The organism is Methanosarcina sp. MSH10X1 (assembly GCF_004099695.1).
GTDB lineage: Archaea > Halobacteriota > Methanosarcinia > Methanosarcinales > Methanosarcinaceae > Methanosarcina.
On sequence record NZ_SCHL01000016.1, the window covers coordinates 46,039 to 72,448 of the forward strand.

General features: G+C 43.7%; 19 protein-coding genes. 13 read left to right on the forward strand and 6 right to left on the reverse strand.

What is annotated here, in order from left to right:
* Positions 1 to 83 precede the first annotated feature (83 nt).
* From EQO05_RS11750 to EQO05_RS11770, 6 genes are all read left to right on the forward strand, one after another.
* Complete coding sequence (locus tag EQO05_RS11750; protein WP_128506745.1) at positions 84 to 2,837, forward strand: DEAD/DEAH box helicase family protein; 2,754 nt, start codon at positions 84 to 86, stop codon at positions 2,835 to 2,837.
* Between the two features lie 176 nt (positions 2,838 to 3,013).
* Positions 3,014 to 3,187 carry a hypothetical protein gene (locus tag EQO05_RS15585; protein WP_164888540.1) on the forward strand — a complete coding sequence of 58 codons (174 nt, stop codon included), beginning with the start codon at positions 3,014 to 3,016 and terminating at the stop codon, positions 3,185 to 3,187.
* Between the two features lie 417 nt (positions 3,188 to 3,604).
* Positions 3,605 to 4,963 carry a restriction endonuclease subunit S gene (locus EQO05_RS11755; protein WP_128506747.1) on the forward strand — a complete coding sequence of 453 codons (1,359 nt, stop codon included), beginning with the start codon at positions 3,605 to 3,607 and terminating at the stop codon, positions 4,961 to 4,963.
* Between the two features lie 34 nt (positions 4,964 to 4,997).
* A complete protein-coding gene (locus tag EQO05_RS11760; protein ID WP_128506749.1) occupies positions 4,998 to 5,675 on the forward strand; it encodes a hypothetical protein in 678 nt (225 codons plus the stop codon).
* Positions 5,676 to 5,725: 50 nt separating this feature from the next.
* Complete coding sequence (locus tag EQO05_RS11765; RefSeq protein ID WP_128506750.1) at positions 5,726 to 5,953, forward strand: hypothetical protein; 228 nt, start codon at positions 5,726 to 5,728, stop codon at positions 5,951 to 5,953.
* Between the two features lie 54 nt (positions 5,954 to 6,007).
* Positions 6,008 to 7,504 carry a class I SAM-dependent DNA methyltransferase gene (locus tag EQO05_RS11770; RefSeq protein ID WP_128506752.1) on the forward strand — a complete coding sequence of 499 codons (1,497 nt, stop codon included), beginning with the start codon at positions 6,008 to 6,010 and terminating at the stop codon, positions 7,502 to 7,504.
* 246 nt (positions 7,505 to 7,750) lie between these two features.
* On the opposite strand, the gene EQO05_RS11775 is transcribed toward EQO05_RS11770, so the two are convergent.
* The 6 genes from EQO05_RS11775 to EQO05_RS11800 form a co-directional block, all read right to left on the reverse strand.
* Entirely contained in the window at positions 7,751 to 8,764 is a 1,014-nt protein-coding gene (locus EQO05_RS11775; protein ID WP_128506754.1) for a hypothetical protein, read from the reverse strand.
* A 576-nt stretch (positions 8,765 to 9,340) separates the two neighbouring features.
* Positions 9,341 to 9,988 carry a histidinol phosphate phosphatase domain-containing protein gene (locus EQO05_RS11780; RefSeq protein ID WP_128506756.1) on the reverse strand — a complete coding sequence of 216 codons (648 nt, stop codon included), beginning with the start codon at positions 9,986 to 9,988 and terminating at the stop codon, positions 9,341 to 9,343.
* Positions 9,989 to 10,298: 310 nt separating this feature from the next.
* Positions 10,299 to 11,090 carry a 23S rRNA (uridine(2552)-2'-O)-methyltransferase gene (locus EQO05_RS11785; protein WP_128506758.1) on the reverse strand — a complete coding sequence of 264 codons (792 nt, stop codon included), beginning with the start codon at positions 11,088 to 11,090 and terminating at the stop codon, positions 10,299 to 10,301.
* A 155-nt stretch (positions 11,091 to 11,245) separates the two neighbouring features.
* Positions 11,246 to 11,962, reverse strand: coding sequence for a YoaK family protein (locus EQO05_RS11790; protein WP_128506760.1), 717 nt, complete (start codon positions 11,960 to 11,962; stop codon positions 11,246 to 11,248).
* A gap of 344 nt (positions 11,963 to 12,306) precedes the next feature.
* On the reverse strand, positions 12,307 to 13,137 hold the full coding sequence (locus EQO05_RS11795) for a hypothetical protein (protein ID WP_128506762.1): 831 nt from the start codon (positions 13,135 to 13,137) through the stop codon (positions 12,307 to 12,309).
* Between the two features lie 179 nt (positions 13,138 to 13,316).
* Complete coding sequence (locus tag EQO05_RS11800; RefSeq protein WP_240664619.1) at positions 13,317 to 14,357, reverse strand: Vms1/Ankzf1 family peptidyl-tRNA hydrolase; 1,041 nt, start codon at positions 14,355 to 14,357, stop codon at positions 13,317 to 13,319.
* 286 nt (positions 14,358 to 14,643) lie between these two features.
* Here EQO05_RS11800 and coaBC point away from each other — a divergent pair, with 286 nt between their 5' ends.
* From coaBC to EQO05_RS16010, 7 genes are all read left to right on the forward strand, one after another.
* The gene (gene coaBC, locus EQO05_RS11805; RefSeq protein WP_128506763.1) at positions 14,644 to 15,999 is read left to right on the forward strand and encodes a bifunctional phosphopantothenoylcysteine decarboxylase/phosphopantothenate--cysteine ligase CoaBC; all 1,356 of its coding nucleotides are present in this window, start codon (positions 14,644 to 14,646) and stop codon (positions 15,997 to 15,999) included.
* A 126-nt stretch (positions 16,000 to 16,125) separates the two neighbouring features.
* Entirely contained in the window at positions 16,126 to 17,058 is a 933-nt protein-coding gene (locus EQO05_RS11810; RefSeq protein WP_128506765.1) for a pantoate kinase, read from the forward strand.
* Between the two features lie 392 nt (positions 17,059 to 17,450).
* Entirely contained in the window at positions 17,451 to 18,212 is a 762-nt protein-coding gene (locus EQO05_RS11815) for a 4-phosphopantoate--beta-alanine ligase (protein WP_128506767.1), read from the forward strand.
* A gap of 2 nt (positions 18,213 to 18,214) precedes the next feature.
* Entirely contained in the window at positions 18,215 to 18,856 is a 642-nt protein-coding gene (locus EQO05_RS11820) for an HD domain-containing protein (RefSeq protein WP_128506769.1), read from the forward strand.
* Between the two features lie 255 nt (positions 18,857 to 19,111).
* Positions 19,112 to 20,410, forward strand: coding sequence for an amidohydrolase family protein (locus EQO05_RS11825; protein ID WP_128506771.1), 1,299 nt, complete (start codon positions 19,112 to 19,114; stop codon positions 20,408 to 20,410).
* A 143-nt stretch (positions 20,411 to 20,553) separates the two neighbouring features.
* On the forward strand, positions 20,554 to 21,789 hold the full coding sequence (locus tag EQO05_RS11830) for an adenosylhomocysteinase (protein ID WP_128506773.1): 1,236 nt from the start codon (positions 20,554 to 20,556) through the stop codon (positions 21,787 to 21,789).
* 719 nt (positions 21,790 to 22,508) lie between these two features.
* Positions 22,509 to 26,410 (forward strand): PAS domain S-box protein (locus EQO05_RS16010; protein WP_240664621.1); only part of this gene is annotated, 3,902 nt, incomplete at its 3' end.

Below are 26,410 nucleotides of genomic sequence, written 5' to 3' on the forward strand. Positions count from 1 at the left end.
GAGGAGAAAATCGAAAAATTTCTATGTTAAGTTTCTCAATAACTATTTTCGTCCTGAAAATTAACCTTAATGGGTAATGAAACATGAATAATAGCCAGACTCCGGAACAGAAAGCCAGAAATTGTATTGATAGCAAATTGAATAATTCGGGCTGGATAGTTCAGGAGAAGAGCAAAATAGACTGGACTGCTTCCAGAGGCATTGCTGTTAGAGAGTATTTTACTGACGTGGGACCGGCTGATTATGTATTGTTCGTTGATAAGAATCCGGTCGGGGTTATTGAAGCAAAGAGGGATGAAGAAGGTCACCGGTTAACCGTTGTCGAGGAACAGTCATCCGGATATGCTACAAGCAAGCTAAAGTACCTGAACAATGACCCGCTTCCTTTTGTGTATGAGAGCACAGGAAAACTCACACGGTTTACGGATATGCGTGATCCGAAACCAAGATCAAGGCCTGTTTTTTCCTTTCACAGACCTGAAACGTTTGAGGAATATCTTAAAAAGAAGCCTTTGAGGGAAAGGTTACTGGATATACCTGAGTTGAGAACAGACCGACTACGGGATTGTCAGATCAGAGCGATTTCGAATCTTGAAAGCTCTTTTAAGGACAACCGCTCAAGGGCTCTGATCCAGATGGCAACAGGCTCCGGAAAAACCTACACTGCCATAACCTTCATCTACAGGTTACTAAAATTTGCGGATGCCAGAAAGATCCTGTTTCTGGTCGATACTAAAAACCTTGGCGAGCAGGCAGAACAGGAATTCATGGCTTACGTGCCCAATGACGATAACCGTAAGTTTACCGAACTTTACAATGTGCAGCGCCTGCGCTCCAGTTATATCTCATCGGACAGCCAGGTCTGTATTTCAACAATCCAGCGTCTGTATTCTATTTTGAAGGGTGAAGAGCTGGATGAAAAACTGGAAGAAACCAATCCTGCTGAGAGAGGCTGGCAGCCAAAGGAGCCTCTTCCTGTTGTTTATAATGAGAAAGTTCCTATTGAAGAGTTTGATTTTGTGGTTATAGACGAATGCCACCGTTCCATATACAATTTATGGCAGCAGGTTCTGGATTACTTTGATGCCTTTTTAATAGGCCTGACCGCCACGCCGGATAAACGCACATTCGGCTTTTTCAATGAGAATGTGGTGAGCGAGTACAGCCATGAAGAAGCTGTTGCAGACGGCGTGAATGTTGGCTATGACGTATACACAATCGAGACTGAGATTAGCAAAAGCGGGGCAAAGATACCTGCTAAGGAGTTTGTAGACAGACGGGAGAAACTTACCCGCAGAAAACGCTGGGAACAACTGGATGAAGACTTAACCTATACGGCTAAAAAGCTGGACGAGGAAGTGGTCAATCCCAGCCAGATACGGCGTGTGATACGGACATTCAATGAAAAGCTACCTGAGATTTTCCCTGGCAGAAAAGAAGTCCCTAAGACCCTGATTTTTGCTAAAAATGACAGCCATGCCGATGATATTATCAATATTGTGCGGGAAGAGTTTGGAGAAGGCAATGCCTTTTGCAAAAAAGTAACCTACAAAGCCGAGGAAGACCCCAAATCGATTTTGTCAGCTTTTCGAAATGAATACGATCCCAGAATAGCAGTTACAGTGGATATGATCGCCACGGGCACAGATGTTAAGCCGCTGGAATGCCTGCTGTTCATGAGGGATGTTAAAAGCCTGAATTATTTTGAGCAAATGAAAGGCAGGGGTACACGAACCCTGGGCTTCGATGACCTGCACAAAGTGACACCTTCGGCTATTTCAGCCAAAACTCATTTTGTAATTGTGGATGCTATCGGTGTTACAAAGACCATGAAAACCGACAGCCGGCCTCTGGAACGCAAACGGAGCACTCCGCTGAAAGACCTGCTGGCAGCAGTTACCATTGGAGCTAAGGATGAAGACCTTTACGTTTCACTGGCTTCCCGGCTTGCAAGGCTGGATAGGCAGATAAGTGAAGACGAAAGGGCTACTTTTGCTGAAAAAGCGAATGGGAAAACTATCAGTCAAACTGTAAAGGATCTGCTCAATGCACATAATCCTGATATGATTGATCTCAAGGCTGATGAGATTAAACAACGCCAACCGGAAATTTCAGAAACCGATGCAAGGAAAAAGGCACAGGAGACTCTCATTGATATTGCAAGGTCCACTTTCTCCGGCGAGCTGAACAATTATATCGAAAACGTCCGCAAAGTCCATGAACAAATAATTGATACCGTGAACCTTGATACCCTTAACAGAGCCGAATGGGACAAAGATGCAGTTGTACGGGCGGATGAGCTGGTCAACGGCTTTAAAGCATATCTGGAAGCTAATAAAGACGAGATCACAGCCCTTAAAATATTCTACAACCAGCCCTACCGGCGCAGGGAAGTTACCTTTACGATGATAAAAGAAGTGCTGGACAAACTGAAGCTGGAAAAGCCCCATTTTGCCCCCCTTAGAGTCTGGCAGGCTTACGAGCAGCTTGAAAAGGTGAACGGCAACTCCCCGAGAAACGAACTCACAGCCCTGGTTTCCCTGATCCGCAGGGTAACCGGAATCGATCCTGTACTGACCTCTTTTGACCAGACCATAAACCGGAACTTCCAGGACTGGGTATTTAAGAAGCAAGCCGGAACCCTGAAATTTAATGAAGACCAGATGAACTGGCTCCGTATGATAAGAGATTATGTTGCAACCAGCTTCCATCTGGAAATCGACGACCTTGACTACAACCCCTTTGATACCCCTGGCGGGCGCGGCAGAATGTACCAGCTTTTCGGAGACGAGATGAATACGGTTATCAGTGAATTAAATGAGGCACTGGCGGCGTAAAAATGGAAGAAAAAATTGATTGAATGGAAGTTGGAAAAAAAGTCAGGTGGAAAGTCGGGTGAAAATTTGTAGAAAACTGCGGAGAAAACCCTGGGCAGGCTGGTTTATTAAAATTACATTATAAAAATAAATGGATAATTTCAGCGTCTATATATCCGGAGTTGCCCATATTTTACATGGTGGTAAATATAGATGAAGAAACTCAATCGGAATTGGGGACCATTTTCTGGGAAAATCGGGACAAAGGCAAGCTAAAAAAGGAAGAACTTCAGAGTAAGCTTTTAGAACTCAAAGATGAGTGTTCCAGAGTAGAAGAGGAAATTAAAGAACTGGAAAGCAAGGAGGTATAACCGGATCATTAATAGAAGACTCCTTTCCATCGGTTACTTTTTCTGAGGGAAGTGATTTTTGATTGAGAGGAAACAGGCAGTCAGGATAAGAGACACAGGCAGTACTGAAGCGGTTTATCTTTTTTGAAGTACTAGAATTTATTTCTGCACCTGTGCCCATTAAGTTATTGAGTGAAAATCTCAAAATGAGTACTATTTTGCTATATCTTGGGACATTTTTATTTCGTTTTTACCTGTTATAGACGTATATGATACACATGGTTCAAATTTTGATTATATCTCTGAAAGACATAAGTAGACAATTATTAAATCAACAGACATCTTAAAAGTAGTTCGAAATAGATAACGAAGAGTTCGGAGAAAATACTCCAGCTTTGAACGACATATTAACAAATTAAGAGGCTTTGACTGATTAAGATGAAAACGAGTAAATCCTTTACTGAAGCCGAAATAGCCGAATTGCCCAAGCTGCCGGATAGCTGGAGACGGACTAAACTGGGAGAAATTGCATATATAAATAGTGGAAATACTCCTAAATCTTTAAAAGAAGCTGAAAACAAAGGTCAATTCCCATTTTATAAAGTTTCTGACATGAATTCAGAAGGTAATGAAACATGGATGAAAACTTCAAATTTATATTTAACAAATGATGAAAAAGTACTCTTTAAAGTTAAGGAAGAACAAAAGGGTACAATCATTTTTCCAAAGAGGGGAGGAGCAATCCTTACCAATAAAAAGAGAAGATTAAGCTGTAATGCTTCCTACGACTTGAATATAATGGGAGTAAAAGAAGTCAGCAAGCACATCTTAAATGGTTTTTTATGGTATTGGTTTTCAAAACTAGACCTTCGAAAACTTTATGATGGTTCAAATGTCCCACAAATAAACAATAAGGACATTGAGCCTTTGTTTTTTCCCCTTCCTCCTCTTCCCGAACAACGCGCTATTGTTTCTAAAATCGAGCTACTCTTCAGCGAACTTGATAATGGCATTTCCAATCTCAAACTGGCACAGGAACAGCTCAAAGTTTATCGTCAGGCGGTGCTGAAGAAAGCTTTTGAAGGGGAGTTAACGCAGATTCAAAACTCAATCACTTTTGTTCAATTGGGCAAGATAGTCGAAATTGTTAGCGGTAACACACCTAAGGGATTGGATACAGTTTCTAATTCTGGCACAATCCAGTTTTATAAAGTAAGCGATATGAATCTGGAAGGAAATGAGGTTGAAATGAAGTATTCTAATATAATGCTTACTGAGAATGAGCTGGATAACTTAAATATTAAATTATGGCCAGAAGGAACAGTAATCTTTCCTAAAAGAGGAGGAGCTATTCTAACAAATAAAAAAAGGATTTTGTCAAAACCCTCAGCTTTTGACCTCAATATTATGGGAGTTTTGCCAAACGATAAAGTTGATAGTAAATATTTGTTTTACTGGATTTTAAAACTGGACTTAGCAAAAATCTACGATGGTTCAAATGTTCCTCAGATTAATAAAAAGAATATTGATCCACTTGAGTTTCCGATCTGTTTAATCGAAGAGCAATACGCCATCGTTCAGGAAATCGAAACCCGCCTTTCAGTCTGCGATAAGATAGAGCAGGATATTAAAGAGAATCTGGAAAAAGCCGAAGCGCTAAGGCAGAGTATTCTGAAAAAAGCGTTTGAGGGGAAGTTGCTTAATGAAAGGGAACTGGCAGAGGTTCGAGGGGCAGAAGATTGGGAACCGGCTGAGGTTTTATTAGAAAGGATAAAAGCGGAAAGAGCGAAAAAATAATAATTTTGGTGAATCTAAAACAGAGATGATTTTTATGAGAGAAGATGAGATCAAAAAAGGTATACAGTCAATGTGCGATTTATCTAAAGAGACAGCTAGATATTACAATGATAGAAATGCTCTAATTGATAGACTCAATAGTGTAGATAAAGAGCACTTGGCTATATTAGAATACGAGTTTAAATCAAAAAAAGGTCCTATTAATGATCTACGTAAGGAGATGCTAAAATATCTTCGGCACGGGAATAAACTTGATGAACAAACATTTAAAAAACTTATTAGTAAACATCGTACAGGGAATGAAGAAAAATTTGACTTGTTTTCGGAATTTCTTATGTTTCAGCAATTCCTTGCTCCTTACGAACACAAAGTAATTGATGATTTTGTAAAGCAATTCAGAAATGAGATAATCAACAGATTGCAACTAAAGGGAAAAGTCAAACACAAGTATATCGATTTTCAAGGTAGACCGCACCCAGGGGTCGAAAAATTCTCGTTGTCGATTTATGACACTAAGCAAGATTCAAAGTCTAAACCATTACAACTTCTGGTTGAATTTCAGGATAATATTATTACATACAGTGTTAAACGCCAATTAGAAAAAAATTATACAATAAGGCCAGAAATACAGAATTCTGCCAATTTTAACTTTGAAGCGCTAATTTCTTTTTTTGAACAAAATAAAGGATTGATTTTGACAGAAGAGCTTTAAAAAGACTGTTAGATGTTTGAAACGCAGAGGATTGGGAGCCGGCTGAGGTTTTGCTGGAGGAAATAAAGGCTGTAAAGGAAGGAAAGGTTAAAAAGGGAAAGCAGCCAACCGAAAAGCTGAAAAGCGTTATTCTGGACGACAGAGAACTTACTCAACAATATACCCTTGAAGCTTTTGAACAAGATACCGCGCAGGTCACCGCGCAAGTTACCGCGCAAGTTACCGCGCAGGTCACCGAGCAAGCCACCGAGCAAGTTACCGAGCAAGTTGATAAATAAACGTTAATAATCAAGTTTTAATCAAATATTATTCCAACCCGGGGATTCAAAAACATGTCTGAGAATACCTCATCCATCGTTTCCAAAGTCTGGAGCTTCTGCAACGTCCTGAGGGACGGGGGAGTGAGCTATGGAGATTATCTGGAACAGTTGACTTATCTCATATTCCTGAAAATGGCTGAAGAATACAGGAAACCGCCGTATAACAGGAATATCGGCATCCCGGAGGAATATTCCTGGGATAATTTGAAACAGCAGCGTGGGGCTGAACTCGATACTCATTATAAGGAACTGCTGGAAGAGCTGGGAAAAAAGCCGGGGATGCTCGGGCAGATTTTCCTTAAAGCCCAGAACAAGGTCAGCGATCCTGCCATGCTGTATAAGATTATTGACATGATTGACAAGGAAAGCTGGGTCATGATGGGCGTGGATACGAAAGGGGAAATCTACGAAGGGCTCCTGCAGAAGAATGCCGAGGATACGAAAAGCGGAGCCGGGCAGTATTTCACCCCCAGGCCGCTCATCCGGGTCATGGTTCAGTGCCTCCAGCCTGAGCCTTTGAAAACAATCGGCGATCCCTGCTGCGGTACAGGCGGGTTCTTTCTGGCAGCTTATGATTTCCTTACCTCGCATTACCGGCTGGACAGGGAACAGAGCCGCTTCCTGAAAAATAAAACCTTCGGAGGGAATGAAATCGTTGCAGGAACCCGGCGGCTTGCTTTGATGAACATGTTCCTGCACAATATCGGGGAAATCGACGGGGAGCCCATGATCTCAAATTCCGATGCTCTCATTGCCGATCCGGGTTATCGTTACGATTACATCCTGACCAACCCGCCCTTTGGAAAAAAGAGCAGCATGACCTTCACCAACGAAGAAGGCGAGCAGGAAAAAGAGGATCTCACTTACAACCGCCAGGACTTCTGGACAACCACTAGCAACAAGCAGCTAAACTTTTTGCAGCACATCCATACCATTCTCAAAACCGGCGGGCAGGCAGCAGTGGTACTGCCGGACAATGTACTGTTTGAAGGCGGAGCAGGAGAGACCATCCGCAAAAAGCTGCTCGAAACCACAGACCTGCACACAATCCTCCGGTTACCGACAGGGATTTTCTATGCGAATGGCGTAAAGGCAAACGTGCTTTTCTTTGAAGCCAGACCGGCAGCCAAAGAACCCTGTACAAAAGAAGTGTGGATCTACGATTACCGCACAAATGTGCATCATACGTTGAAGAAAAACCCGATGAAATACTCCGACCTGGAAGACTTCATCAAATGCTACAACCCCGAAAACCGCCATAACCGGAAAGAGACCTGGAGTGAAGAATCTCCCGAGGGCAGGTTCCGGAAATTCAGCTATGACGAAATTGTGGCAAGGGATAAAACGAATCTGGACATTTTCTGGCTCAAGGACAAAAGCCTGGCTGACCTTGACAATCTACCGGACCCTGATATTCTCGCAAACGAAATTATTGAGAATATGGAAGCCTCCCTGGCAAGTTTCAAGGAGATTATGGCTACGATCAATGGAGAAAGTGAAGAGAATTAAAAAGAAATCCGAATATGTCTAAAGGTCAATCCACATATGTCTAAAGGTCAATCCACATATGTCTAAAGGTCAATCCACATATGTCTAAAGGTCGATCCAGATATGTCTAAAGGTTAATCCACATATGTCTAAAGGTTAATCCAGATAGATCTGAAAATTAAAGAATACTCAAATATTCTTTTTATCCCCGCCGAATCCAGAAATTCAGATGTTTTTCAGAAAAATTGTGTGGTGGATGTCCACCACTCACCTCATTGTGAGATTTCCAGGTTGTTCTGAAAAGTTGTATAAGTAGATATCATTGCTGTCTTCACTATCAACATAGTTCCTGTCCATTCCCCATACAATAGTGTTATTGTACACTTCTGGTGTTGTATAGACGTCTTCAGGATAGCCATATACCAGTGTGTTTTGCCCCGTAGTTATGTTATATACATATACTCCAGGTGTGCCTTCATAATCATCAACACATTTATTGTATACAATTTTATCATTTTGTATGGCAATGTGTGTCCCTGTACTGGCGCCGTATTCATTTCCATCCGGATCAGTGTCAAGTTGACGTGTAACGTCTATGGTTTCATTTGTTGATGCATCGTACATCGCAATATATCCCTGCTGATTGTACAGGTCAGCCCAGATGACTTTAGTACCCCATATGCGAGGTATGTTTGGATCTCCATATGAACTGACAGTTGCTTTTTCCTGAGTATTGATATCATACATCCTGATAGTAATGTCTGCTTGCGGATCCTCTGAATATGAGTAATACACCACTTTTGTATCATATATGTCGGGATTACTACCGTTTCCGATTTCAGCTTGTGTGGATGTAGATATGTTCATCAGGTACACGCTATCGTTTGCACTCCAGACGATTCTGTCGCCGTGAATAGCAGGTTTGCTATACTGGTCTACATTCTGCGTAATGTAACTTTTTGTGGCTGTTGGAATATCGTACACAACAAGCCTTGGTGTCCCGCTGCTTTCATCATGCCAAACTAATTTGTTGTCGTAAATATCCGGACTGGATGATCCGGCAGAGCTAACCTTAGTGTCTGTCCCGTCGGTCAGGTTGTATAGATGAATGACAACTCCATTTGTCCACACTACCTTGTTATCATAAACAGCAGGATCGTATCCTGTGCCAACTTTCATAACCTGAGCCGCTGAAGCTGCGGCTGAGATTAAAATTAAAAAAATGAAAACCAGGAATGCTGAAGCTAAAGCTGTTGAACATAGCTTCCCCTTATTTATCATTTATCTACCCCCAAGTAGTTTTATTTTCCAAAATTAACGTACAGTTTATAATTCGGATATTTTCAGATCCTTGATCATATCTGAATCATATTAATAAAGTCAAAGCAATCCAAACCTGTATTTGCTCAGCGAATTATTTGTTAAATTAGACAAAGACTAAGCAGATATATAATTTTCCAAATAAAATATATCTAACCTTTGGGTGAAAAGAGGAAAAATGTAATTTTTGAGAAAGCCTTCTGGTCTTTTCCAGCTTTTTCTGAGCCCATTTACTTGAAAAAATGTATAACTGGTAATCTCAAGGCTGAATTGCAAAAATGAACTGGTAGATAAGCCCAGAATATAAAGGGCAGCTTCCGGCTCACGGATATCTCTCTGCTGCGATCTTTCTTACCGATCTTGCAGGGACCTGATAGCCATACCTTTCAGCTACGTATTTGGGAAGAGTGCGGCAGCTCCGCATCTGGAAAAAATACAGTCAATTAAAGAATAATTGCCGGAAATTAAAACGCCGGGGCAGATAATTGCATCATTATAAACCTGCCCTCAGGTATTTTGCTTTTGAAGATACTGTAATTAAACAATCTCTGCGATCTTCCTTGCTGATGCTTTAAGTGCTTCTCTTGCCCCTGCCTCGGTAAGCCCGGCTCCCATTGCGATTTTCAGGGCAGTTTCATCCGTAATAAGGTTTTCAGGGGCATGGGTATCAGTATTCACCAGAAGGGTTGCACCGGTTTGAAGAGCAAGCCTGGCTACATGGCCGTTTGTCCGGTTGTGCCCGTTTCTTGCTGTAATTTCAAGACAAACGCCGTTTTCTTCCGCAGTTTCGACATCTTCCTCGGAGATTAAGCCAGGGTGGGCGAGAATATCCACGTATTCACATGCGGCTGCCGCTGCATTTGTTCCGGGGGCAACCGGCTCGGCGATAGTTTCCCCATGCACGACCACGATTTCTGCACCCAGTTCTTTTGCTTTCTCTGCAAGGGGAGCGATCTTCCGGGGGGGCACATGCGTCAGCTCAACACCGGACAAAACGCGGATATCCCACTCGCTTTCGAGGTATTTTGCTTTCTTTGCAGCTTCTATAAGCTGTTCGAGATTGGTATAATCGGCGTGGTCGGTAAGTGCAATAGCCTCATAGCCGTGAATGACCGCCCGCCTGACAAGCTCGCTGGGGATCAGTTCCCCGTCACTGAAAATCGTGTGAGTATGAAGATCAATCAACCGGATCACCGTGTTTGGAAGACATCTTAACCTTTACTGTGTTTACTTTTCTGCATTTCAGTTTTTAATTACAATATTATATTTAATTATAGTATTGTATGTTACTGTATTCTGTATGTGACTGTATTCTGTATGTTACTGTATTATTCTGTATGTTACTGTATGCAGTATGTTACTGTATTCTGTATGTTACTGTATTCTGTATGTTACTGTATGCAGTATGTTACTGTATGCAGTATGTTACTGTATGCAGTATGTTACATCTTACTGTATTCGGCACAGCACTATAATTGACTGGACTTTTAAGAAGTTATTCAGATTTCTCAGTTTTCCCGAGCCTTTCTGCGACCTCGGCAAAAGCAAAGTTCGGCTTGACGTCCGTGATTTTAATCCGGACTTTTTCTCCCATCTCAACTTCCTTTACGAAGACAACGAACCCTTCGATGAGCACGGCGCCGTCCCCGCTTGAGCCCAGCTTCTCGATATCCACAACGAATTCGTTGCCTTTACGGAGCGGGGCTGTAAGGAACTTCTTTCCGATAACATAGATTTCCGCGCTCTGTGACCGTGAAGCTTGAGGAGAATAGGCTGTAGTCCGGACAAAGTTGTCCCTGACCGTCTGCATGTAGTCGCCAAACATATCTCCCTGGAAGACCTTGACAACAAAGTTCCCTTTGGGCTTGAGAATTTTTTTCGCACATTCCAGGGCTGAGGTTGCAAGCTCGATTGACCTTGCATGGTCGTAAGACCAGTTTCCTGACAGATTAGGGGCTGCGTCACAGATTACCACATCGGCTCCTTTTGCCCCTACGATCTGAATAATCTTTTTAATTGTGGATTCGGCGTTTATATCGCCCTGAATGGTCTCGACTCCCTCGATTGGGTCAATTCTCTGCAAATCCACGCCAAGGACCTTTCCCCCGGACAGTTCCTTTGCAACCTGGAGCCATCCGCCCGGAGCTGCTCCCAGATCGACAACCGAATCTCCCCGGTTGATAATTTTATATTTTTCATTAATCTGTTTAAGCTTGAAGGAAGCCCTGGATCGGTAGCCTTCCTCTTTTGCCTGACGATAATAGTAGTCTCTTCTGTCTCTTGCCATTGTTACTTTTCCTGCACTGAAAGCTGATATAGATTGCGCAAAAATGTTTTTATTATGAACTCATGGATCTATTGTCAATTATCTCCGGATCTATTGTCAATGATTTCCGGATCTGTTGTCAATATTTGCTATTCTTCTTTTACCAATACTGAATCTTATACTTCAATATGAGCATTTGTATGCTTGCCTTCGTCTGTACTGAATAAAATTACGGAAGATATCAGTATGATCACGGCTATCCATACTGCTTTAACTCCAATAAACGAAGTAAGCAATCCTCCCAGAATAGCTCCTGCTAAAAACGAAAGGTTAATCATGGAAAACCGGACTGCTTGAAAAGCCGATTTATAGTCTTTTCTTGTGACAGCAATATAAGCTTCCTGGGTAGCCGATCGTAGATTTCCGGTGATCGCAATTGTGTTATACGGAGAACCGACAAGTTTGCGAAATACAGAAAACTGGATAGCTGCTACAAATGAGATTGCAACAGTTACCATCATATCAGGACCTGTATAAGGTATAAAACCTACGATAAAAAGGACTGCAATTTCAAGAATTAAAACTGCTCTTTCGGTATCCGGTATTAACAGGTTCATCGAAGGTTTTTTAATTATCTCGGCAACTACTACTCCGACGACAAATGCCAGAACAGGTACTGCGTAAAGTACTGCCTTTTCCCATTCTCCTGCTGCAGCTTCTATACCCATGAGCACGACATTTCCTGTCTGGGCATTGGCAAAAACCCCGCCTCTTCCTACGAATGTATAAGCATCAAGAAATCCCCCTACTATTGCAAGGAGTATTCCAAGCTCCACAGATTCGGAGGTCAATTTTTTGAAATTTATTTTATTGTCGTTTTTCATCATTTGCATTTTATCATTCAAAACTCTAGAATCGTATTTAATTGTAACAAGCCTGCCTCCTTATTATATTTAAGCTTTTTTATAAAATATAGAGGACTTACGCACCTGGTGTAAAAAATCATACATAACAGACGTTGTAGTCAAACCCCATTTTTGGATAATTGGAAAATTAATATACTTATTTCTCAGTTCAACTGCTTAAGTCCGATTATATTATTTTCGGGCTTTATAGAAAACCTATATAAGCCAGTTTCAAAAAGCTAAAAGTAAATCAGTAGAAATATATCCGGTTCAGTTAAAATTAGTCTTCGCTTCATTAATCATATCAATACAAAATCTTTTAGTTTCTACTGCTATCCAAGGCTAAAGAGTTCTGGGTTCAATATCAAATCATTTTTAACGTTAATTATTTTATTAAAAACCGATAGCCAGGGAACATCATCTCTAATTGTTGGAGCTTTCATGTGTAAATTATGGATATGGCATCCTTTTATAGATTCGTCAGGTATCATTTCAATGTTATTGATAAAATGACTATTTACATTATTAGAATAATCTTTGGATACCGGTGTGCACATAGTCCTAAAGTCTACAACAAAGCCTATATACTTCTGATATGAAGGATAATTTGTAATTAAATACTCCCAGAATTCTTTCATCTGTATACCTTTAGAGATCACATGTCCGGTTCTGTTTTCAATGAGAATAGTTGGCTTTACTTCGAATTCGTCTTTAAAATTATTAAACAATTTAATAGCAGATTCAGCAATATATTGGTTCGTATTAGGCTTTTTTCCTGGATGGATTTCTATCACGGAAGGAGGTAATCCAATATACTTGGCAATATCTATATTCATCTCTATAAACCGATTTACCCATGGTTCACTGTACCATTTTAAATAGCATTTAGGGGCTAAAGCAGGTTCCGTGTGAAAAATGTATCTAATGTCTCTTGGACGTTCATCATCTTTCAAATACAATTTACTTATAGCTTCTTTAGTTAGAAATTCACCAGCACTTAATCCTAAAAATTCAGTCTCGGTTTTTCTGACAAAATGAGCAGGTAACTCTACAAAATTAAATTTATATCGTTTTGCTTTTTCCCATCGATTAAGCAATCCTCCTCTACAATTTTTAGAGTTGACTCCACCGACATTAGGAAATACAAACCATGTTTCACTCATACATATCTAAGTAATTCTTACTGTTTGACAGCTTATTATACTTTTGCTACCTTTATGGTTCTTGGATTCTTATTTCTAAACAATAGGCAGTCTCCCGAATTTGCTGTAAATTCGCGGTTATAAAGTTGAAAGTTCTTCTCTGACGCTTTTTCGGAACTTCGAGTAAAGATTCTCATGCTTTACAGCAAATACCGTCTTGAGCTTAAAACCGCCCTGAGAATTTCTTCACCGTCTGTCTTTTCAACCCTGATATCGGACGGCTTTTCAATTATTTCAAGGTTAAGGGGCAGACGTTTCCGGATTTCCCCAATTAGCTGAAAATCCCCGCTCAGAATGACAAAGTCAATTGACCTGTTTTCTTCAAGAACCCTATCCAGAGCCTCAATAACTTTGTCCATGTGATGCGCGATATCCTCTTCCCTCAGGCGCTCGAAGCGCCGCTGGCTAAAGCCTCCTTTGCTGTGTTTCTCCTTTACGCTGCTGCGGATAAGCTCCTCGGTATCGAAGACCCGCGCATCGGGAGTAAAGCCAATGAAAGATTCGCCTGCATGCAGGACACAGACAAGCATTCGGTAGTCCTTACTCAAAATTTCTTCAAGCAAAGCAACCTCAAAACTATTCCCGAGCTGCCAGGCTGGAGAAGTTATGGGAACAGGAAGAGCTATAGCTTCGCAGACTATGCGGTGAAGGTCATAGAACAGTACAGCGCCTGTTTCGGAATCAAGCCTGTCAAGAAGCGTACGGGTTTCTTCTTCTACGCGCTCAAGAAGCTTTTCACTCAGTACATCTGAGAGACGGGTATCCGGGGGCAGATAAACGGTCAGCAGGTCGCCTGAAGGAGAGTAAAAGGATTTGAGTTTTGAAAGGTAAGCCAGAACCGCTTGCGGACTCAGGGTTTCAATCCCGCGGAACTTCAGTTTGCCCTCGGATTCAGTCCTGACTGTTTCGAGCTCGTGGGAGAGAGTCCGGGTTCGAATACGTTCCTGGTTTAAAAGGGCTTCGGCTTCCTGCCTGTCCGCAACTGCCTGCCTCGCAAGAGCTTCTTTCTTTTCAAGCTGGCTTTTTGCAGTCCGCAGGTCGAGTTCCAGGTTAACGACCTGCGAGTTGAGCCGGTCGATCTCAAGTTCGAGCTGCCCTTTTCCCGAAATTTTTCCTATAAGCGTACCCAGTCCCTTTTTCGTAACTTCAGGGGCTTCTTTCTTTACTGTTTTATTATTCATCTATTCCTTCCCGACCATGCTCCGGCTTCAATAAGAGTCAATAATTTTATAGTTGATATTTTAACTCTTAAAGGTTTAGCTTTATTTTTTGATTATATTTCAGATTTATTAATAAAATAAAGTCTTCCTATAAAGCTTCTCTATCAATTTTAATCCTTTGTATTTCGAAAGTTTTAAGAATATCGTATTGAATGTCACTTTGCTTCAGGAACGTTTTCTGAAAAGCAAATCGATTTAAGAAATCATTGCCCAGTTTATAAACTTTATAGATCACTCCGGTGCCTGAATGAAAACCCCATTAAAAGACGCTCAGAACCTGACGGACCAGAAAGGTCCGAATAAGGAGAATCCCGGTAAGAAGGAACCGGATCGAGTAAACGAAACGGACAAACAGGACAGGCAAAAAGCCCCCAGGTGCAAAACCGAAAATTTCCATCCCACGCTCTGGATCCAGGGACAGAAAAGTTCTTCTCTTGCCGGAAAAACCATAGTTCTCGGCATTACAGGCAGCATTGGGGCGGTAAGAACCGTGGAACTTGCAAGAGAGCTGATTAGAAACGGAGCTGAAGTCCACGCTGTCATGACAGAGGCTGCCACGCATATTTTGCACCCTGATGCCCTGCACTATGCTACGGGAAACCCTGCAATTACCGAACTAGGAGGCAGGGTCGAGCATGTGGAATTCTGCGGGCTTAAGGGCAGGGCAGATCTTCTCCTTATAGCCCCTGCAACAGCAAACACCGTAGGGAAGATCGCATATGGAATAGACGATACTCCTGTGACGTCATTTGCAACAACTGCCCTTGGTTCTGGCGTGCCTGTAATGATTGTCCCTGCAATGCACGAATCGATGTTCAGGCATCCGGCTGTAGTTGAGAACCTGGTAAAACTGAAAAGCTGGGGAATCCGGGTTGTGGGTCCCAGGCTGGAAGAAGGCATTGCAAAAATTGCAGCAAATGAAGAAATCGTGCTCGAAGTCGAGAGAGTTCTCGGAAGCAAAGCCCTTGAAAACCGGAAGGTAATTATCACGAGCGGCTCAACTGCCGAAAGGCTGGACCCTATCCGAATCCTGACGAACCGGGCTTCGGGCAAAACCGGCAGGGAACTTGCCCTTGAAGCTTACCGCAATGGGGCTGACGTAACCCTGGTACACCGGGACAGGCTCGGGTTTGCGGGAATCAGTGAGATTTTTGCAGAGAGCGCTGCCGACATGACCGAAACTGTACTCTCGGAACTTGAGAAGGGGTATGATGTCCTTATCAGTTCGGCAGCAATTGCAGACTATACAGCCGAGCCCTCTCCCGAAAAAATAAAATCGGGAGGAGAATTTACCTTGAGTCTGAAACCGACCCGCAAACTGATAAAGGAATGTCGTGAGAAACATCCTGACCTTGTAATCGTAGGCTTCAAAGCTGAAACCGGGGTTGAAAGGCAGGAACTTCTGAAAAGGGCAGTTTCAACCCTTAAAGCCTCAAAGCTTGACCTTATTGCAGCAAACGATGTCGCAAAAGGCGGTATGGGCACCGAAGAAAACGAACTGTACCTGCTTGGGCGGGTAAAAGGCGACCCCAAACACGTAAGCGGGAACAAGCGCAAACTTGCAACCTCTATTCTCGAAGAGGTAGCCGAACTGTTAAAATAAAAACTCTCGTGAAGTAAATGCTCTGCTGAAAATATCAAATATACTGCAGAGTATTCCAGGGTGTTTCACAGAAGTCCGGAAGTATTCTGCAAAGCATTTTGCAAAACAGGAACGAACTTTGAAAAAATGATTGAAATTGTAAAAAAGGCGTTTTCTATGTATACATATGAGAGTGAGGGAGCAGACTTTCTGGCAAAAGCCTATGCTCCGGGACACATTACAGGCTTTTTCCAGATCCACGAGCATGAAAATCCTCATCGCAAGGGTTCTACAGGCTGCGGAATCGTACTGAACGGTGGCGTTACCACCGAAGTAAAGGTCGGCGAGTCTGTAGAAGAATCCGCGGTCTTCCTTAACGGGAAAAGGGTTGAAGGCAGAACCAGCCGTACAGTTGCAGAGGCAATGACCGGGGTGCCTGTAAGGATTAAGAGCTGGGCAGAAATCCCTACCGGTTGCGGATTCGGAGCTTCGGGTGCAGGAGCTCTCGGGACAGCTTATGCCCTGAACAGGGCACTCTCCCTGAACCAGACCGTAAAAAACCTGACCGAATATGCCCACGTAGCCGAAGTTGTTAACCGCAGCGGGCTTGGGGATATTGCTGCCCAGTCCAGCGGGGGAGTTGTAATCAGGCTCCGGCCGGGTGGGCCCGAATACGGGCTTGTGGACAGGATTCCGGCTCCCGAAGCCAGGGTTTTCTGTATTGTGCTTGGCGAAATCTCCACCAATTCAGTGCTTGGGGACGAAGCTGCAGCCGGAAGAATAAACAGTGCAGGAAAAACAGCCATGTCCGAGCTGCTCAAAAAACCCACACTTGAGAATTTCATGCAACAGGCAAAGGCATTTGCCAGTAAAACCGATCTTATGAGCAGCAGAGCGAAAGACGTGATCGAAGCCGCAAACGCAAGTGGTGGGTTTGCTTCCCAGGCAATGCTTGGTGATACTGTTTTTGCAATTGCCCCATACTCCCAGGAGTTCCCTCTCTACGAAGCTCTTCAGGAATTCGGGCAGGTACTGGAATACGGTATAAGCACCTGTGTGCCGAAGTTAATGAATGAATAAGTTCAGGTAAAAAACAGACTTTTTAATGCCTATCAGGAGAATATAAATCTCTGCGGGAAGATCTTCCCGGAAAAATATATTTGAAAAAATCTGCTACATAACTGATTCCCCTACAGCTTAAATAGGATCGAAATAGAAAACTTGGATCAAACAGGTGACATACAGTTCAGAGGATATATTAGAGTCTTTACTGCGTGTATTTGAGTGAGTATTTGCATGCGCATCGGATTGCCTGTTTGACTCCTCATCCAGGTCTGATCGCCTGTCTGACTCTTCATCCGAGTGCCTCAAATTGATCAGGCAATTCGTAATCTGAAGAAATCAGGTTGCTGATTTGAAGTAGTGAATAAAAAAGGTATGAGAAACTAAACTAAAAAAGGTAAGCGACCGTTATGACCGAAATACCCAAAGACCATCCGAGGTATGAGTCCCTGCTAGCCCGCGAAAAGGTTGCAGCCGGGGTAAAAATGGGAATTACAAGCATTCAGGGGCTGATTGCCCAGGGAAGAGGCGAAAGCTTTGATTACCTTCTAGGCGAACGAAGCACCAAGTCAGCCCTGTACGCTGAAAGGGCGGCAGTTGCTGCCCTGATTCTGGCAAACAACCCTGTAATTTCCGTAAACGGCAATGTCGCAGCCCTCTCTCCTGATAAAGTTGTTGCCCTTGCAGATGTTACAGGGGCGAAGCTTGAAGTGAATCTCTTTCACAGGACTGAGACGCGGGTGCACCTTATAATAGAACAGCTCAAAGCCAACGGAGCTTACGAGGTACTCGGGAAAAATCCGGATGCTGCCCTTGAACTCTCTCACGACAGGCGGCTGGTGGAAAGCCGGGGGATTTATTCCGCAGACGTTGTGCTCGTTCCGCTGGAAGACGGAGACCGGTGTGAAAAGCTCGTGGAAATGGGAAAGACAGTTATAACCATTGACCTCAATCCACTCTCACGGACTTCAAAGACAGCTACAATCTCAATAGTTGACAACCTTACCCGGGCGCTCGATAACATGATCAAGCTCGGAGTAGAGCTGAAAAAGGAGAAGAAAGAGGAACTTGTGAAATTAATCACAACCTATGATAATAAAAGAGCTCTCTCCGAAGCGATTTCTGAAATTCAGGAACACCTTAGAGCCATGGCTGCAGAGGCGGAATACTGAACATGGACCTTATAGAAAAAACGAGGGAATTTGTGGCTTCTTTCCTTGAAGGAGAGCCAAGTTCCCATGATATGTCCCATATAAACCGGGTAGAAGCTCTTTGCCTTGAGATTCAGAAAGTAGAAGGGGGAGATCCCTTCGTCCTTCAGCTTTCAGCTCTTCTTCACGATGTCGGCGTGATTAAGGAACATGAAGAAGGCGGGGACCATGCAGTATACAGCGCGGAGATAGCCTCCGAATTCCTTTCGAAAGCCGGGATGGGAAAAGAGCTTATTGAAGCTGTTACGGGCTGCATCAGGGCACATCGCTTCAGTGCAGGGGAAAGCCCGGAAGCCCTCGAAGCCCGGATTTTGCAGGACGCCGACCGGCTTGACGCCCTGGGAGCAGTAGGAATCTTCAGGGCTGTGCTTTCGATGGGCGCTCTCAGAATGCTGAAACATGCAACTGGGATCGATAAAGGGAGTTCTAAAAGAACCGTGTATATAGAAGACCCCATTGAAGGCTTTAACGAATATATGCAGTATAAACCTTTCACAATCCCTGAAAAGCTGAATACCGATACCGCGAAAAAGCTTGCCGAAGAAAGGCTCAAAATTATGCGCCTTTACCTTGAAGCGCTTAACTTTGAGACCGGAATTGATTAACAGCGAATCGAAGCTGCAAAAATCCTGCTTTCCCAGGAATTTATGATTTCTTTTTTCACAGAATTTTGTATAATTCTCAGGACAACTTTTTTTAGGATAACCTCTTATTCCAGTTACTTCTTAATTCCAGGTACCTTCCAGGTACCTCTTAATTCCAGGTACCTTCCAGTAACCTCTTAATTCCGGATTCAAAGAATACTTCTATAACTTCAATTAAATCAAAAATTCCCTTCATCACCTGACGGATCTGATCAAATGGCTGATATAATTATAAAAAATGCTTACGTTTTAACAATGGACCCTGAGAAGGGGGACCTCAAAAATGGAATCGTTGTCATTGAAGACGGGAAGATTACGGAAATCGGGGAAAAGACCGACGAAAGTGCCGAGACCGTAATTGATGCAAAACATTCGGTAGTAATGCCCGGGCTTGTAAATACGCACACTCACGCCGCGATGACTCTTTTCCGGGGCTATGCCGACGATCTGCAGCTTGCAGACTGGCTTGAAGGGCATATCTGGCCCGCCGAAGCAGAGCTGACTGCAGAAGACGTCTATAAAGGCAGCCTGCTTGCCTGTCTGGAGATGATCAGATCGGGAACGACTTCTTTTGCAGATATGTATTTCTATATGGATGAAACCGCAAAAGCTGTCGAGGTGTCAGGGCTTCGGGCTTCGCTCTGTCACGGGTTAATAGAGCTCTGGAACGAAGAAAAAGGAGAAGCCGACCTTAAGGAAGGAAAGCGCTTTGTCCGTGCCTGGCAGGGAGCGGCAGACGGCAGGATAAAGGCGATGTATGGGCCCCATGCCCCTAATACCTGCTCCGAGGAATTTCTTGCAAAGGTGAGGGAGGAAGCCAGCAGGGACGGAGCAGGCATCCATATCCATATCCTTGAAACGGAAGCCGAACTCCTTGCCATGAAAGAAAGGTACGGGAAATGTTCCGTACACCTTCTGGAAGATATAGGGTTTTTCGGGCCTGATGTGCTTGCTGCCCATTGTGTCTGGCTTTCGGACGGGGATATAGAAATTCTGGGAAAAAGAGGTGTGAACGTTTCCCACAATGCCATAAGTAATATGAAACTGGCTTCAGGGATTGCGCCTGTGCATAAAATGCTCGAAAAAGGAGTAAATGTCAGCCTTGGTACGGACGGCTGCGCCTCAAACAATAATCTTGACCTTTTCGAGGAGATGAAAATGGCTGCCCTCCTGCATAAAGTCAATACTTTCAGCCCGACTGCCCTTCCTGCGCGGCAGGTACTTGAGATGGGTACGGTGAACGGGGCAAAAGCCCTTGGCACGGAAACCGGCATGTTGAAAGTTGGAAAGAAAGCGGACCTGATTGTTGTGGATATGAAGAAACCGCATCTTACTCCCTGCTTTGATGTTCATTCCCACCTGGTGTACTCTGCAAGAGGCAGCGATGTAAGGACAACTATTGTAGACGGAAAAATCCTGATGAACGATTACAGGGTGCTGGCTTTTGACGAGCAGAAAGTAATGGAAGAAGCCAGAAAAGCCGCAGAAGAGCTTGTATCAAGGGTGAATGCCTGAGAAATCCGTATCTGGGAAATGATTTAAATTATACGGGAAAAGTAAGTACCTGAGACAAGCATCTGAGACCACGATAATAAATCAACCTTATATTCAACCTGATAAAAATCGAATCCAATCACTATCTATACTACGGGATCACCATGACTGAAAAAGAACTCATAGAATCCGGAAACATGAAAATGGACTGGGCAAGAACCCATATGCCTGTGCTTGCCATAGTCAGGAAAAAATTCGAGGAAGAAAAACCCCTGAAAGGGCTGAAAGTAGGAATGGCACTGCATGTGGAGGCAAAAACCGCAGTCCTTGTAGAGACCCTGGCTGCTGGCGGCGCGGAGGTATCAATTACAGGCTGTAATCCCCTGAGCACGCAGGACGACGTAGCCCTTGCCCTTGGCACACGCAAGAATATAAGCTGCTTTGCACGGTACGGGGTCGGAAGCCAGGAATATTATGAAGCAATCGACAGGGTCCTTGATTTCAAGCCAGATATCACCATTGACGACGGGGCAGACCTCATATTTAAATTACACAAGGAAAGAACCGACCTGCTTCCGAATATCCTTGGAGGCTGCGAGGAAACAACTACCGGCGTGCACAGGCTTCATGCTATGGAAAAGGAAGGCGCCCTGAAAATGCCGGTAATCGCAGTAAACGATGCCATGACCAAGTACCTTTTTGATAACCGCTACGGTACAGGCCAGTCAGCCTGGGACGGGATTAACAGGACTACAAATCTCCTGGTTGCAGGCAAAAACGTTGTCGTTGCAGGCTACGGCTGGTGCGGGCGCGGAGTTGCAATGCGGGCAGCCGGTCTTGGGGCAAGCGTAATCGTTACCGAAGTCGATCCAATAAGAGCCCTCGAAGCCAGGATGGACGGCTACAGGGTCATGAAAATGTCTGACGCTGCAAAATTAGGGGAAATCTTCGTAACCACTACAGGAAACCGTGATATCCTCACAGCCGAGCACTTCAAAGCCATGCCTGACGGGGCAATTCTTGCGAACTCGGGCCATTTCAACGTGGAAATCGATATGGAAGCCCTTGCCTCCCTTGCGAAATCCGTCCGGACTGTCAGGAACAACATAAAAGAATACGATATCGGCGACAGGCGCATCAACGTCATAGCCGAGGGCAGGCTGGTAAACCTTGCTGCCGGCGACGGTCACCCTGCCGAGGTCATGGATATGAGCTTTGCAAACCAGGCCCTCTGTGTACGGCATATTGCCGAAAACAAACTTCCGAATGGTGTCCATAAAGTACCTCCTGGACTCGATAATTATGTTGCCAGAATGAAGCTCGAATCAATGGGCATAAGCATCGACGAGTTTACAGAGGCGCAGGAATGCTACATGACCGGCTGGGAATGCGGAACGTAAATTAGAAAAGTAAAAGAGTTTTTTGCAATAAAAATTGCTATATTTTAGGAATACAGTAATATTACTGTATTTTATTTTTATTAAGTCCATTTTTATTAATTTCATTGTTATTAATTTTATTTTTTGTTAATTTCATTATTATTAATTTCAGTTTTCAATAATTTATATTAATAACTTCATCTCTTTCTGGAGTGATTCTTGTTGCATCTCATTCTGGAAGGTGACAATGTTTACCGCAGCTTATGGTCTCTATTATAGTCCATGGAGGTTTGCTATACCTTCTGAGATTTATGGTGTAATTTTTAATAATTTCCAATAAAAGGTAATATTTTTATATTTGTTATAGACAGTCTTATTGTTCAAAAAATCACAAAGAATATAAGATAGTATACAGTTAATTTTACAAAAACGTCTTAATAAAGAATATATTTGGTGTTTTTTATAAAATGCCTGAACTCAATTTTCAATGAAAAAACTTGCCCAAAATCATGCCACAGGAGCCGTAATGCCCTGAGATCTTGCCATAAGGTACTGATCAACCTGGCTTAGAAATAATGGATATCCTGAGTATGAGAAAATATTCTGAGACTAAAGCTCTGGCAGTGATGGGTAAAAACTGAATATTAGAAATCAGAGATTTTGCTGTCAGGTTCCGGAACCTGAGAAAGCTTACGAAGTATGGATTTTAAAATATTTTTAATAATGGGAAGAGGGTTGGAATGCAAAACAGTTTGAGAAAATCCGGGATTGGCATTATTGGTGAAGTGCCGTGGGGAACACACTTCTGTCAATTCTACCAGACAAAACAGGACTTGATTGATATTCTTGTCCCCTATTTTAAAGCAGGGCTGGAAAATAATGAATTTTGCATGTGGATTACATCACAGCCCCTGGAAGTGGAAGAGGCAAAAGAAGCCCTTAGAAAAGCTGTTCCTGAGATTGATGTTTACCTTGAAAAGGGGCAGATTGAAATTATTCCCTATAGTTACTGGTATGTCCGAGAGGGAATTTTCGATTCAAAGATAGTGCTTAACGGCTGGGTTGAAAAGCTTGAAAAAGCCCTGGCTGACGATTACGGTGGCTTGAGGTTGAGTGGGAATACTTTCTGGCTGGAGAAAAAAGATTGGGACAGTTTTGTTGATTACGAGGAAGAAATCGACAGTATCATTGGCAGCTACCCCATGATGGCCCTGTGCACCTATTGCCTCGACAAATGCAACGCAACCGAGATTATCGATGTAGTCATCAATCATCAGTTCGCTCTGGTTAAAAAGGAAGGAAAATGGGAGCAGATCGAAAGCTCCAGGCGCAAAAAAGAAGAAGAAAGAGCCCTTCAAGCGACGCAGCACTGGGGATCTACCTTTGATACCATGCCTGACCTTATAGCCATACTTGACAATGAATACAGGATTATTCGCGCAAACCGGGCAATGGCAACAAGATTGGGAACGGAGCCGGAAAAGTGTAAAGGCTTAACCTGCTATCAGGCTGTGCACGGAATGGATGAGCCCCCCTCTTTTTGTCCGCACAGGCGGTTGCTTGATGATGGGCTTGAACACACAGTTGAACTCTGTGAAGACTGTCTGGGTGGTTATTGTATAGTGAGTGTCTCGCCACTTCACGACTCCCATGGAAAAATTATAGGAAGCGTTCACGTTGCCCGTGACATCAATGAACGCAAGCAGGCTGAAGAAGCCCTGCGTGAAGCATACGAGAATCTCCAGATGCAATCCGAAGAATTGCAGGCTCAGACCGAGGATCTTAAGGATGCTTATGAAGCATTGAGTGAAAGTGAAAAGCAATATCGAATGCTTTTCACAAACATGACCGAGGGTTTTTTCCTTGGAGAGTTTATTTATGATAAGGATGGTACGCCTTATGACTATCGTTTCCTTAATGTAAATCCTGCTTTTGAGCCTCAAACAGGTTTAAAAAGGGAAGAGATATTGGGCAGGACTATAAGGGAAATACTGCATAACCCAAACTACCTGCTTATCGAAAAGTATGGTGAAGTAGCGCTCTCAGGCAAGCCAGCACATATTGAGACTTTTAGCCAGGCACTGGGCAGATATCTTGACAGTTACGTATTCAGCCCTGAGAAAGGGAAGTTCGCAGTAATTTTAAGGGATATTACAGAGCGCAAGCAGGCTGAAGAGGCGTTGCGCGAGAGCGAAGCGCGCCGTAAGGTTACCGAGGCTGTGCAAGCTGAACGGGAGAGATTGAACAGCGTACTGGACATGCTGCCTGCTTACGTAATACTGCTCTCACCGGATTACCGCGTACCGTTTGCAAATCGTTTCTTCGAGGAGCGCTTCGGCACATCTGAAGGTCGGCGCTGCTACGAATATCTTTTCCAGCGCACCGAGCCCTGCGAGACCTGCGAGACCTGCAAGGTGTTCAGAACGGGTGCGCCTCATCGCTGGGAGTGGACCGGTCCGGACGGCCGCAATTATGACGTCTACGATTATCCGTTCAAGGACTCTGACGGTTCCACACTCATCATGGAAATGGGCGTTGATATCACTGAGATCAAACAGGCGCAAGCAGCAGTTCAGGCAGAGCGTCAGCGACTATTTGACGTGCTGGAAACACTGCCGGCAATGATAAGCCTGCTTACACCTGACTATCACGTAGCCTTTGCCAACCGCGGGTTCCGTGAAAAGTTTGGCGAAGCCGACGACCGACACTGTTATGAATATTGTTATGGGCGCACCAGACCCTGTGAATTCTGCGAAATACATAAAGTGATTGAAACCGGTAATCCCCACCATTGGGAGGGCACCACCCCGGACGGAAGCGTAATTGATTCCTATGACTTTCCGTTCACCGACATTGACGGTTCGCCCATGATCCTTAAGATGGACATCGACATCACCGAGCAAAAACGCGCGGAGGTGGAGCTAAAGAAGCACCGGGAACAGCTTGAAAAAGCCTATGAATCCCTTAAAGAAAACGAAAAAGGTCTCGCTGAAGCTCAAAGAATGGCACGTCTTGGAAACTGGGATTGGAATATTGTTACCAATGAGCTTTACTGGTCGGATGAGATTTATCGTATTTTCGGACGCCTCCCGCAGGAATTCGAGGCAACCTACGATGCCTTTCTGGACTATATACATCCGGAAGACCGGGAATATGTAGATAATGCCGTTAAAGAAGCCTTAAACGGAAAACCCTACAGTATTGATCACAGGATTACTTCAAGCGGTGGAGAAAAACGCATAGTCCACGAGCAGGCTGAAGTTATTTTTAATGAGGAAAACGTGCCTGTCCGGATGAGAGGGACAGTTCAGGATATCACTGAGCAGAAAAGGGCTGAAAAGGCATTAAAACTTGCTAATGCGTATAACCGCAGTCTCATCGAAGCCAGTGTAGATCCCCTTGTTACTATCGGTCAGGATGGTAAAATTACTGATGTTAACAACTCAACGGAGTTTATTACGGGTTACTCCCGTGAAGAGTTGATAGGAACGGATTTTTCAGACTATTTTACCGAGCCTGAAAAAGCGAGGAAAGGATACCAGCATGTGTTCCAGAGAGGACTGGTAAGGGATTACCCGCTGGAAATTCGACATCGAAACGGGCGATTAACACCGGTTCTGTATAATGCATCGGTTTACAGGGATGAGGCTGGAGAGGTTATAGGGGTTTTTGCTGCAGCGCGCGATATCACCGAACAGAAAAAGGCAGAAGAGAAGCTCAGGATACTTGCGAACGTTGTTGAGTCATCGGACGATGCCATTATAACCAAGTCGCTTGACGGTGTTATTACAAACTGGAATAAAGGGGCAGAACAGGTTTATGGATACTCCGCTGAAGAAATTCTGGGAAAAAGCGTATCAATGCTTGAGCCGGATAAGCTTAAAGGAGAAATTGAACAGCTAATTAAGAAGATTAAACAGGGAGAAAGGATTCATCACTATGAAACCTTAAGGTTAAAAAAAGACGGCACAATAATAAATATTTCAATAACCCTTTCCCCCGTTTTTAATGCTTCCAGAGAGCTTGTAGCGATCTCCACTATTGCCAGAGATATTACTGAGCGGAAAAAAGCAGAGGAAGCTCTGAGATTGTCAAATATTTACAACCGCAGTCTTCTTGAAGCCAGTCTGGACCCCCTGGTAACTATTGGACCTGATGGCAAGATTACGGATGTGAATCGGGCTACAGAACTCGTTACGGGGCATTCCAGGAACGAGTTGATAGGAACGGACTTTTCGGACTATTTTACCGAGCCCGAAAAAGCCAGAGATGGTTATCAACAGGTGTTCAGGGAAGGATTGGTAAGGGACTACCCGCTGGAGATTCGGCATCGAAGCGGACATATAACGCCTGTTCTGTACAATGCATCGGTTTACAGGGATGAGGCTGGAGAAGTTATAGGGGTTTTTGCGGCAGCACGCGATATTACTGAGCGGAAAAAAGCAGAGGAAGCTCTGAGATTGTCAAATATTTACAACCGAAGTCTTATTGAAGCCAGTCTGGATCCCCTGGTGACTATCGGACCTGATGGCAAGATTACGGATGTGAATCGGGCTACAGAACTCGTTACGGGGCATTCCAGGAACGAGTTGATAGGAACGGACTTTTCGGACTATTTTACCGAGCCCGAAAAAGCCAGAGA

Coding starts and splice junctions, on each gene's coding strand:
- EQO05_RS11800 (WP_240664619.1), bottom strand. CDS start 14,357: ATGAATAATAAAACAGTAAAGAAAGAAGCCCCTGAAGTTACGAAAAAG.
- EQO05_RS11750 (WP_128506745.1), top strand. CDS start 84: ATGAATAATAGCCAGACTCCGGAACAGAAAGCCAGAAATTGTATTGAT.
- EQO05_RS11795 (WP_128506762.1), bottom strand. CDS start 13,137: ATGAGTGAAACATGGTTTGTATTTCCTAATGTCGGTGGAGTCAACTCT.
- EQO05_RS11775 (WP_128506754.1), bottom strand. CDS start 8,764: ATGATAAATAAGGGGAAGCTATGTTCAACAGCTTTAGCTTCAGCATTC.
- coaBC (WP_128506763.1), top strand. CDS start 14,644: ATGAAAACCCCATTAAAAGACGCTCAGAACCTGACGGACCAGAAAGGT.
- EQO05_RS11755 (WP_128506747.1), top strand. CDS start 3,605: ATGAAAACGAGTAAATCCTTTACTGAAGCCGAAATAGCCGAATTGCCC.
- EQO05_RS11815 (WP_128506767.1), top strand. CDS start 17,451: ATGACCGAAATACCCAAAGACCATCCGAGGTATGAGTCCCTGCTAGCC.
- EQO05_RS11830 (WP_128506773.1), top strand. CDS start 20,554: ATGACTGAAAAAGAACTCATAGAATCCGGAAACATGAAAATGGACTGG.
- EQO05_RS15585 (WP_164888540.1), top strand. CDS start 3,014: ATGGTGGTAAATATAGATGAAGAAACTCAATCGGAATTGGGGACCATT.
- EQO05_RS11785 (WP_128506758.1), bottom strand. CDS start 11,090: ATGGCAAGAGACAGAAGAGACTACTATTATCGTCAGGCAAAAGAGGAA.
- EQO05_RS11810 (WP_128506765.1), top strand. CDS start 16,126: ATGATTGAAATTGTAAAAAAGGCGTTTTCTATGTATACATATGAGAGT.
- EQO05_RS11760 (WP_128506749.1), top strand. CDS start 4,998: ATGAGAGAAGATGAGATCAAAAAAGGTATACAGTCAATGTGCGATTTA.
- EQO05_RS11820 (WP_128506769.1), top strand. CDS start 18,215: ATGGACCTTATAGAAAAAACGAGGGAATTTGTGGCTTCTTTCCTTGAA.
- EQO05_RS11825 (WP_128506771.1), top strand. CDS start 19,112: ATGGCTGATATAATTATAAAAAATGCTTACGTTTTAACAATGGACCCT.
- EQO05_RS11770 (WP_128506752.1), top strand. CDS start 6,008: ATGTCTGAGAATACCTCATCCATCGTTTCCAAAGTCTGGAGCTTCTGC.
- EQO05_RS11790 (WP_128506760.1), bottom strand. CDS start 11,962: ATGCAAATGATGAAAAACGACAATAAAATAAATTTCAAAAAATTGACC.